This is a genomic window from Protofrankia symbiont of Coriaria myrtifolia (genome assembly GCF_900634755.1).
Classification (GTDB): domain Bacteria; phylum Actinomycetota; class Actinomycetes; order Frankiales; family Frankiaceae; genus Protofrankia; species Protofrankia coriariae.
Map to the genome: position 1 here is coordinate 1 of NZ_CAAAFS010000153.1, position 8627 is coordinate 8627.

The 8627-nt window shown below is 68.9% G+C and carries 13 protein-coding genes; 4 read left to right on the forward strand and 9 right to left on the reverse strand.

All coding sequences use genetic code 11. The features are described 5' to 3' along the window. Window positions 1-139 precede the first annotated feature (139 nt). Together CM1CMNOD_RS08580 and CM1CMNOD_RS08585 are read right to left on the reverse strand one after the other, a co-directional pair. Window positions 140-550 carry a type II toxin-antitoxin system VapC family toxin gene (locus CM1CMNOD_RS08580; RefSeq protein ID WP_013873279.1) on the reverse strand — a complete coding sequence of 137 codons (411 nt, stop codon included), beginning with the start codon at window positions 548-550 and terminating at the stop codon, window positions 140-142. Between the two features lie 4 nt (window positions 551-554). Further along, on the reverse strand, window positions 555-854 hold the full coding sequence (locus tag CM1CMNOD_RS08585; protein WP_043603332.1) for a hypothetical protein: 300 nt from the start codon (window positions 852-854) through the stop codon (window positions 555-557). 385 nt (window positions 855-1239) lie between these two features. Between CM1CMNOD_RS08585 and CM1CMNOD_RS08590 the strand changes: the two genes are divergently transcribed. Both CM1CMNOD_RS08590 and CM1CMNOD_RS08595 read left to right on the forward strand, forming a co-directional pair. Next, window positions 1240-2580, forward strand: coding sequence for a TrkH family potassium uptake protein (locus CM1CMNOD_RS08590; protein ID WP_013873281.1), 1341 nt, complete (start codon window positions 1240-1242; stop codon window positions 2578-2580). Next, entirely contained in the window at window positions 2573-3241 is a 669-nt protein-coding gene (locus CM1CMNOD_RS08595; RefSeq protein ID WP_013873282.1) for a potassium channel family protein, read from the forward strand. The genes CM1CMNOD_RS08590 and CM1CMNOD_RS08595 overlap by 8 nt, the downstream gene beginning before the upstream one ends. A 55-nt stretch (window positions 3242-3296) precedes the next feature. Here the strand turns inward: CM1CMNOD_RS08595 and CM1CMNOD_RS08600 are convergent, their stop codons facing one another. The 5 genes from CM1CMNOD_RS08600 to CM1CMNOD_RS08620 form a co-directional block, all read right to left on the reverse strand. Next, on the reverse strand, window positions 3297-3566 hold the full coding sequence (locus CM1CMNOD_RS08600; RefSeq protein WP_013873283.1) for a type II toxin-antitoxin system RelE family toxin: 270 nt from the start codon (window positions 3564-3566) through the stop codon (window positions 3297-3299). Continuing rightward, window positions 3563-3850 (reverse strand): type II toxin-antitoxin system Phd/YefM family antitoxin, encoded by a 288-nt coding sequence (locus CM1CMNOD_RS08605; protein ID WP_013873284.1) that lies wholly within the window; start codon window positions 3848-3850, stop codon window positions 3563-3565. The genes CM1CMNOD_RS08600 and CM1CMNOD_RS08605 overlap by 4 nt, the downstream gene beginning before the upstream one ends. Before the next feature lie 224 nt (window positions 3851-4074). Next, entirely contained in the window at window positions 4075-4332 is a 258-nt protein-coding gene (locus CM1CMNOD_RS08610; protein WP_013873285.1) for a hypothetical protein, read from the reverse strand. Between the two features lie 66 nt (window positions 4333-4398). Beyond that, entirely contained in the window at window positions 4399-4845 is a 447-nt protein-coding gene (locus tag CM1CMNOD_RS08615; protein ID WP_043603335.1) for a hypothetical protein, read from the reverse strand. Window positions 4846-4971: 126 nt separating this feature from the next. After that, the gene (locus CM1CMNOD_RS08620) at window positions 4972-5394 is read right to left on the reverse strand and encodes an RpiB/LacA/LacB family sugar-phosphate isomerase (protein ID WP_043605870.1); all 423 of its coding nucleotides are present in this window, start codon (window positions 5392-5394) and stop codon (window positions 4972-4974) included. A 237-nt stretch (window positions 5395-5631) separates the two neighbouring features. On the opposite strand from CM1CMNOD_RS08620, the gene CM1CMNOD_RS21645 reads away from it, so the two are divergent. Then, window positions 5632-5937, forward strand: coding sequence for a type II toxin-antitoxin system Phd/YefM family antitoxin (locus CM1CMNOD_RS21645; RefSeq protein WP_013873287.1), 306 nt, complete (start codon window positions 5632-5634; stop codon window positions 5935-5937). 31 nt (window positions 5938-5968) lie between these two features. Further along, a complete protein-coding gene (locus CM1CMNOD_RS08630; RefSeq protein ID WP_013873288.1) occupies window positions 5969-6706 on the forward strand; it encodes a Clp protease N-terminal domain-containing protein in 738 nt (245 codons plus the stop codon). A gap of 158 nt (window positions 6707-6864) precedes the next feature. On the opposite strand, the gene CM1CMNOD_RS08635 is transcribed toward CM1CMNOD_RS08630, so the two are convergent. After that, entirely contained in the window at window positions 6865-7398 is a 534-nt protein-coding gene (locus CM1CMNOD_RS08635; RefSeq protein WP_165001415.1) for a hypothetical protein, read from the reverse strand. Window positions 7399-7799: 401 nt separating this feature from the next. Continuing rightward, on the reverse strand, window positions 7800-8441 hold the full coding sequence (locus tag CM1CMNOD_RS08640) for a TetR/AcrR family transcriptional regulator (protein ID WP_013873290.1): 642 nt from the start codon (window positions 8439-8441) through the stop codon (window positions 7800-7802). Between the last annotated feature and the right edge of the window lie 186 nt (window positions 8442-8627).

The window sequence follows — 8627 nt, forward strand, 5'->3', positions numbered from 1 at the left end:
CAGCCTCGGTCAAGGTGCCCGGCCACTTCTTCTGCGAACCCACGACACAGTCCTGACCGGCAGAGGGACGGGGAGACCTGCCAGACCCAACCCTCTCACCCAGACACAAGACACACCAGAACTAAGCAGCGACAGTTTACTAGTGGCCCGGGGCGGTGAAGACGAGGCCGGACTGGGCGCAGGCCATCGCGAGCCGGTCGTCGTAGGTCAGCATCTGGTCGGCGTCCAGGAGGAGCGCCGAGGTCAGATGGATGGCGTCCAGTGACCGGAGTACCGCTGGCCCGATCCGTCGCGCCAGGCTCACCACCTCGGGTGACAGCGGATGCTCGGCTACTCCGGACAGGGCGGCGTCCGCGTGGACGGTCGCGGACGCCGAGTCAGTGCCGAACCGGGCACGTAGCGCATGGGTCACCTCGATCCACGCCAGCGATGACGACACCAGCAGATCGCCGTCCTCGTGATGTTTGTCGACCGCCGCGACCAGGGCCAGCGAGTCCGTCTCGGCAACCAGCCGTTTGAGGATCGCGCTGCTGTCTAGGTAGATACGCACGCTTCTACAGTCGGTCGGCGCGGTCGAGCAGGTCGAGGCTGGTCGTACCGTCGGGCAGGGTGAGCGTGGGTGTGACGTGACGATACGGCGTGCGTGGTGGGAGAACGATCCCCGCGGTGAGCAGCGGCTCCCGGGTGTCGGGCGAGGTCGGTCCGCCAGCGGCGAGCGTCCTGAGGTGCCGGTCGACAGCTTCGCGAAGGATTGCCTGCTGCGAACGGCCGGACCGGTCCGCCTCGGCGCATAGCGCGGCCTCGACCTCCTCGACCTCCTCGGCCTCGACCTCGGGACGAAGGCGAAGGTTCACAGCCATGATGCTGGTACACGGTTGGTACCAGAAGACATACCGCATGCCGCCCAGCCGCCTACGCGAGGAGAGGTGGCTGCGGATGTGTTCCGGATATCCGGCAGCCGAACACCCGGTTACGTAGCGCCCGTCTCTGGTTTCGATCGCCATCGGGCTCTGGACGACATGTGTCCCGGCAGGAGTTGGCCGATGCCGTGAACAGCTACCTGTTCGTTCCCGGCGCCTACCGGCCCACCCACGCTCACCACCAGTTCGCCGCGGGGCGGTGAACTGGGTCTTGACATGGGGCAGTTGAGGTCTGTTTGGGTCCGCCGTCCGGATTCTCGGCTAGGGTCGGCTGGCGTGGGATGCGTCGGAGCCCGATGACAGAGGGCGCGGTCGCCGGATGACGCGGTCGGATGGGGGCAGACGTGGCCCCGCGCTCTACGTGGTGGCCGCCTTCGCCGCGGCGATCGTGGTCGGGACGCTCGCGCTGATGGTCCCCTACGCCCGCGCGGGGCATGGCGGCGCGCCTCCGCTCGTGGCCCTGTTCACCGCGACGTCGGCGGTTTGTCTGACTGGCCATGTCGTAGTCGACACCTCCAGTTACTGGACCCCGTTCGGCCAGACCATGATCGTGCTGTTGGTCCAGGTTGGCGGCTTTGGGATCATGACTGCGGCGTCCCTGCTCGCGTTGCTCGTGAGCCGCCGGCTCGGTCTGCGCGGCAGGCTCCTGGCCGCCAGCGAGACCAAGACGCTGGGTCTGGGGTCCGTGCGCCGGGTCGTGGTCGGCGTCGTCGTGCTCAGCGTGATCGTGGAGGCCGGGGTCGCGGTCGTGCTCACCCTCCGGTTCTGGACGGCGTATGATACCGCGTTACATTCGGCGGCCTGGCAGGGGATTTTCCATGCGGTATCGGCGTTCAACAACGCCGGGTTCGCGCTGTTTCCGAACAACCTGACATCATTCGTCACAGACCCTGTGATCAGCCTGGTTGTGCTGGTGGCGTTTGTGCTGGGCGGTCTTGGTTTCCCGGTCCTGTTCGAGCTGCGCCGCACCTGGCGGCGACCACGACGGCTCTCCCTGCACTCGAAAATCACCCTTTGGGTGACCGCGGTGCTGGCTGCCATCGGCGTGGGCGCCCAGCTGGTGCTCGAGTGGACGAACCCGGCGACACTCGGGCCGCTGGCGGTACCGCAGAAAGCCCTGGCCGGTCTCTTCCAGGGTATGACCCCGCGTACGGCCGGGTTCAACACGCTCGACTTCGGGGCGATGAACGAGACGACGTGGCTGGTGACCGATGCTCTGATGTTCATCGGCACCGGGTCGGCGGGCACCGGCGGAGGCATCAAGGTGACCACGTTCGCGATCCTCGGTTTCATGATTATCGCGGAGGCCCGTGGCGCGAACGACGTGGACGTTGCCGGGCGGCGGGTGGCGCCGGCCGCGCAGCGCCAGGCGCTGGCGGTGGCCCTGCTCGGCGTCGGAGTCTCCTTCCTTGGCACCCTGCTGCTGCTCGCGACCAGTGGCATCGCCCTCGACCGGGTGCTGTTCGAGGCGGTGTCCGCGTTCGGCACGGTCGGCCTGTCCACCGGGATCACCGCTGAGCTGCCCGGCCCGGCTCAGGCCGCGCTGATTGTGTTGATGTTCATCGGCCGGATCGGGCCGGTCACCGCGGCCTCGGCGCTGGCGCTGCGCCAGCAGGTCCGGTTCTACCGCTTACCAGAGGAGCGACCCATCGTTGGCTAGGTTTCAGCCGGACGCCGTCCTTGTCATCGGGCTCGGCCGGTTCGGCAGCGCACTCGCTGGCACGCTTGTCGGGTTGGGCCACCAGGTCCTCGGTGTCGACACCGACCGGAAGACCGTTCAGGAGATGAGCTCGCAGCTCACCCACGTGGTCGAGGCCGACACCACCAGTGAGGAGGCGCTGCGCCAGATCGGTGCGGGCGACTTCAACCGGGCTGTTGTCGCGATCGGCACCGACGTCGAGGCGAGCATCCTCACCACCTCGTTGCTCGTGGATTTCGGCATCGCCCAGATCTGGGCGAAGGCTGTCAGCCGGGCGCACGGCCGGATCCTCGACCGGGTCGGTGCCCACCGCGTCGTCTACCCGGAACACGACATGGGCGAGCGGGTCGCCCATATGGTCACCGGGCGGATGGTCGACTACGTCGAACTGTCTGACAACTACGCGCTCGTCGAGACCCGTCCGCCGGCCGACATCGTGGGAAAGCCACTCGGCCAGACCGGGATCCGTAGCCGTCACGGCGTCACGGTCGTCTGTATAAAACACGTCGGCGCGGACTTCGACTACGCCCATCCCGACACGGTCGTCAAAGCCGACGATCTCATCGTCGTTCTCGGGCCGATCCAGAAGGCGGTCCGCTTCGCTCAGACCCGGAACGGATGACACAGCCCGCAGCGGTGGGACAGATGGCTGGGCATCCACAGTCGTCGGCCGTCCGTCACGTCATCCGGTAGATCTCCCGGCGGTGGCCCACTCCTACGACCAGGATGATGAGCTGTCCGTCCAGGACGTCGTAGATGATCCGGTAGTCGCCGACCCGCAGCCGATAGCGGTCTTCGTATCCGGCGAGCTTCTTCACATGTGTGTCCGGGTGGCGCGGATCGTCCCCGAGCGAGGTGAGGGCCCGCAGGATTGTCAGCGCGGCTGGTTGTGGGATGGCCCGTAGCTGCCTGACCGCCCGTTCGCGCCATCGGAACGCGTACTTCACGCGACGCCATGGTCGGGCTCGTCCTCGAATATCGCGGCGATGGCCTCGGCCATGCTGTAGGTGGGGGCGTCGGGGTTCTCCGCCAGGTCGCGGTCGGCCTCCCGGGCGAAATACCGGTCGATGGCGTCTTCAAGGGCGTTGAAGTCCTCGATGGGGACGACCGCGGCCACGGCCTGGCCGTTGCGCGTGATGATGGTGGGCGTTCCGCCCTGGGCGCGGGTGATGACCTCTGCGAAGTGGGCACGGGCATCCCTCGCGCTCAGCTCGTTCTGGCTGTCGTCCACACCAAAAGCGTACCCAGAATTGTGTACACAGGGAATCTCTGGGTGGGGCGGCCCACCCGCCGCTCGCGCACCGTCCGTGATCGCGAGGTTTCCCAGCCCGGCCGGCACAGGTCCGAGGTGGGGCAGGGCCCGGCTTGTCCCGCATCATCAAGGACGACACCCTCACGGGCAACATCGACGTCATCCTCTGGGATGCTCTCGCCAGAGCGGATCGCGGGCTCTGGTCAGTGCCAGGTGTTCTGGTGGTGGGCGTGGGTGGACAGGGGACGCGACAGCGTCTCGAAGACGCCGGGCAGGCCGGTGGGGTTGGGCAGGACCCACTGCGCGGGCCTGCCGCTGCGGAACGCCAGCGGACCGGCCGGGATCTCCCCGCCCACCGGGAAGCGTCGGGAGCGGCGGCCGTGGATCCCCGCCAGCAGCGGGAAGACGGCCAGCTCACGCAGGGCGGCCCGCTGCCGGTCGGTGATCGTCAACTGGCTCACGGCGGTGGCTCCTTCGGATCGCGCTGCCCGTCGACGGCCGCCGGGCGGCTGCCAGCCGTCGGTCGGTCAGCCCTCCGGCACCGCCGCCGGCTTCGGCTTCGGCCTCGGCGGCCAGGGCAACAGCAGTGTGATCAGTACGCAGCCCACCAGGATCGCCGCGGAGGTGATGAAGGCCAGGTCATAGCCGGAGGTGAGGGCCGCGCCACTCGGATGCGGCCCGGAGCCGTCGGGACGGGAGCTGGTGTGCGCGGCGGCCAGCGAGGTCAGCACCACCAGGCCGAACGAACCGCCCACCTGCCGGGCCGCGTTGGCCAGACCGGAGGCGACACCCGCGTCCTGCGGCCGCACGCCTGCCATGGCCGTCACGGCGACCGGGGTCAGCGCGACACCGATACCGAGGAAGACCAGCACACCCGGGCCGATCACGCCCAGCGCCACGAGCGTGTCCGTCCGCAGCGCGGCCTGCCAGCCGAAGCCCGCCGCCGAGATCAGCAGCCCCGCCGAGATCAGCACCGGCGGCCGGCGACCGGCGACCCGGTGCCGTCTGCCCGAATGTCCATCCGATGGCGAACAGCGGCAGATGGGACCCGCCGTCGGCGAAACTTCCCGGCCGGTAGGCCCCGCGCTACCGGGGCGCGGTCAGCCGTCGATGTCGCGCAGGCCCTGGATCACGGGTAGTTCCTCGGGGTCGGGCTCGGTCTGCTCCAGGAAGGCGCGTACACATTCGACGGCGACGTCGGGGGCCAGGCGTTTGAGACTCAGGGCCAGGACGTTGGCGTCGTTCCACAGCCGCGCGCCGCGGGCCGTCCACGCGTCGGCGGCCGTGGCCGCCCGCACACCACGTACCTTGTTGGCCGCTATCGCGGTGCCGGTGCCCGTCCAGCACATCAGCACCCCGTAGTCGATCTCGCCGGCGACGACCGACTCGGCAACGGTACGTGACATGTCGGTCCACACCGTGGACTCGCTCGGGAACACCAGCTCATGTTCGGTACGGATGAACTCGCGCACTGCGTGGACGCACTCGTTCTCGCTGTCGGCCGCGAACCCGATCCGTGCCATCGCCTCGTCCCCCAGCTCCACCCACCGCCCGCCGTATCATCGACGACCCCCTGCCCATCTTCAAGATCTTTCAACGTCCCGTTTCAGGTCGAAACGGCATGCCGGCACAGTCGGCCGCTTCTCCGCTCGTGGCGCGACGGCCGACGGGCGCCGCCGCGTCACGCGGGTCGTTCCCGGCCGTCCGGCTCGCGTACCAGGAAGATCATCACGGGGCGCCGGCGGTCTGAATCAGCCGCTATGAATCTCATGTGGGTGATGACGGCTTCCGAGGCGTCCTGGAACTTCAGCGCGCTTCTCAGTGACGCTGAGCATGGTGAGGCGATCGTGATCACCCGTAGCGGTCGACGCATCGCTGTGATCATGCTGGTGTCGCGGGGCAGCGGCGAGGCGCTGCGGGAGGTCTTCCACCGCTGGGGCGCTCGCGCGGGCGTTGACGACAGGTTCGTGTCCGACGCCGCGGCCGTCTGGGGACCGCTTCCGCTGCGGGGGCGTCGACTCGTGGCGCGACTGATCCCGAAGTTCGGATTGTCAATTTTTGGTTGACGCCTCTTGTGCGTCAATCTATGGTTGACGCATGGCGAATCCGGTGACTCCCAGTGTCCCGATCAGGCTCGACGACCTGATCCAGGCAATCAAGAAGGTGCATCCGGACGTTCTCGAACAGCTCTCCAGTGCGGTCGTCGCCGCCGACCGCCTCGGTGAGCTCGCCGACCACCTGATCGGCCACTTCGTCGACCAGGCCCGGCGCTCGGGCGCGTCCTGGACGGAGATCGGCCGGAGCATGGGCGTGTCGAAGCAGGCCGCGCAGAAGCGCTCCGCGAAGAAGTCGGACGAGGCGGCCGACCTCGACCCCAGCCAGGGCTTCGGGAGGTTCACCCCGAGGGCGCGCAACGTCGTGATGGCGGCGCAGAACGAGGCCCAACGGTCCGGCCACCACGAGATCCGGCCCGAGCACCTGATCCTGGGGCTGCTCGTCGACCCGCAGGCCCTGGCCGTCACCATCCTGCAGGTCCTGGGAGCGGGGGCGGAAGCCGTCCGCGCGGCGGCGGCCGCGGCGTTGCCGGCCCCGCCCGGCGGCGCGGCGCCCGCTCTCGTCCCGTTCGACACGGCGGCGAAGAAGGCGCTGGAACTGACCTTCCGCGAGGCGCTGCGGCTGGGTCACAACTACGTCGGCACCGAGCACATCCTGCTCGCCCTGCTGGAGCGGGAGGACGGCGACGGTGTGCTGTCCGGGCTCGGCGTCGACAGGGCCGCCGTGGAGACACAGCTCGCCACCGCCCTCGCCGCGATCGTCGCCGGCGGGAAGGCATGACCGCGGCGGCATACCGGCATACCGGCGCGCCGGTCCTGCCAGGGCTTCACGCGGGAACGGCCGGTTGGCTCGCGATGTGGACAGCCGCGCGCCAACCGGCCTGTTCGACCGGATTCGGGGCGCACGCGTATGCGGGTCACGCGCCCCGGGGGGGGTCGTCAGTCGGCTCCGGGGACGGTGACGTTCTTCTCGTTGAAGCCGAAACCATCCTGGGTGGCCTGCTGTCGGAGCGCGTCGAAGGAGCTCTGGCTGGCGTCGACGTCAGCCTCGGTCGCGCTGCCGTTCTTGAGCTTGTCGACGAGACCCGTGAAATTGTTGGTGATTGACTGTATGGCGTTGCACAGCGTCGGATTGGCCACCGCGAACCCCTTGGCGACCTTGAGCTCGTGGGCGGTGAACAGACCGGCCACCGCGGCCTTGGCGAGCGTGCGTCCCCGGTTGTCCGCGTTCGCTCTGAACTTCCCCTCCCGTGCCGGCTTGTAGATGTACCGGTGGAAGGCGCCCAGCCCCAGACCGGCGTGCAGCGCGAAACGGGTCTTGGCCAGCGGCCTGCTGTTCTCACCGCTCGGACAGGCGCCTTCGTAGGGGGTTTCGGCGCCTGCCGGCTCGGACGCGGCGGCGGCTGGCGCCGCGCTCCCGCCGCCGGTCGTCCTGGAACCGCACGCGCCGACAAGTACGACGGAGAGCAGCACCGCCAGCAGGACTGCCCCGCATTGTGTCGCATGGGTAACTGGTTTACGTGATACCGGAACCATCATCACCTGACCTCGCACAGAGTTCGGCCTCGTCGACAGCCTGGGCGTTCGTCATTGCCGACGGCTTACCGCGTCGTGAGTCGCGACGGGGACGGCTCGCTTACCGGGCCCCACGGAAATGCCCGCGGGAATGATGGTGCCCAGGGAACAGCCGGGCGGAACACGAACCTGCCCGCCGGCTGTTTTGCCGATTGCCCTTTTGGTTGTCCTTGTGGCCACCCTGACGGCCTGGCTGCCTTTTAGCTGACCTGGCGGGGGATTGCTGTCCCCGGCGGGGCGGGTTGGCTGTTCCTGACGGGGCCGGGCGGGTCGTACGGCGCTGGTGGTGACGGTGGCGTTCATCCGCGGCCGCGGACGCGGTCCGTGAGCCGCTCGTACTGCTCGGAGTCGTTCAGAGCGGCCATGACGATCTGGTAGCAGGTGCGTTCGCACAGGTTGACGAGGTCGGCCCGGTCCATGGCCGGCTGGTCGAGCCAGGTGAGGACGACCTCCTCCATGTACGCCAGCCAGCCGGCTACGGCCATGGTGAGGGCGGGGGTGGCCGGCGCGCCCGCGGTGGTGAGGCCCTCGGTGAGCCAGCCTGCCAGGGTGGCCCGGGTCGAGCGGTGCAGGGTGCGCATGTCGCTGCCGCCGTCGAGCCGGGTGATGGCCAGATAGACGTCCGGATGGCGGCAGACGTACTCGACGAAGGTCTCGACCCCGGCGCGCAGCTGCTCGCCGGGAGCCAGGGACGGGTCGGGACGCAGGTGGTCGAGGAGTTCCTCGGCGGCGGCCCGCAGGACGGCGTGCCGGAACCCGCGCTGCGAGCCGAAGTAGTGGAAGAGCAGCCCGGGGGAGACGCCCGCCTCGGCGGCCACGGTCTCGATGCGGACGTCGTCGATCGTCCCTCGTTCCAGGAGGTGGCGGGCGGCGGCCAGCAACTGGCCGCGGCGGTCGGAGGGGAGGAGCCGGGTGCCGCGTACACCGGGAGGGCGGACCATGCGCCCATCTTATTGACCGAAACTCAACAGAACTGTTGACTCTGGCTCAACAGAGCCTACTGTTGAGCCAGAGTCAACAAGGACGCCGTCCCCGAGCCGGAGCCGACGCCCCGCGCCTTCTTCAGCCCCCGCCACGTGATGGAGGAGCGCTCCGATGCCCCCTGCCACCGCACCCACTTCCCCCAC

What these genes read in the sequence shown, in the direction of transcription:
- CM1CMNOD_RS08590 (WP_013873281.1), top strand. Translation starts at nt 1,240, where the DNA reads ATGACGCGGTCGGATGGGGGCAGACGTGGCCCCGCGCTCTACGTGGTG.
- CM1CMNOD_RS08620 (WP_043605870.1), bottom strand. Translation starts at nt 5,394, where the DNA reads ATGGCACGGATCGGGTTCGCGGCCGACAGCGAGAACGAGTGCGTCCAC.
- CM1CMNOD_RS21645 (WP_013873287.1), top strand. Translation starts at nt 5,632, where the DNA reads ATGAATCTCATGTGGGTGATGACGGCTTCCGAGGCGTCCTGGAACTTC.
- CM1CMNOD_RS08630 (WP_013873288.1), top strand. Translation starts at nt 5,969, where the DNA reads ATGGCGAATCCGGTGACTCCCAGTGTCCCGATCAGGCTCGACGACCTG.
- CM1CMNOD_RS08640 (WP_013873290.1), bottom strand. Translation starts at nt 8,441, where the DNA reads ATGGTCCGCCCTCCCGGTGTACGCGGCACCCGGCTCCTCCCCTCCGAC.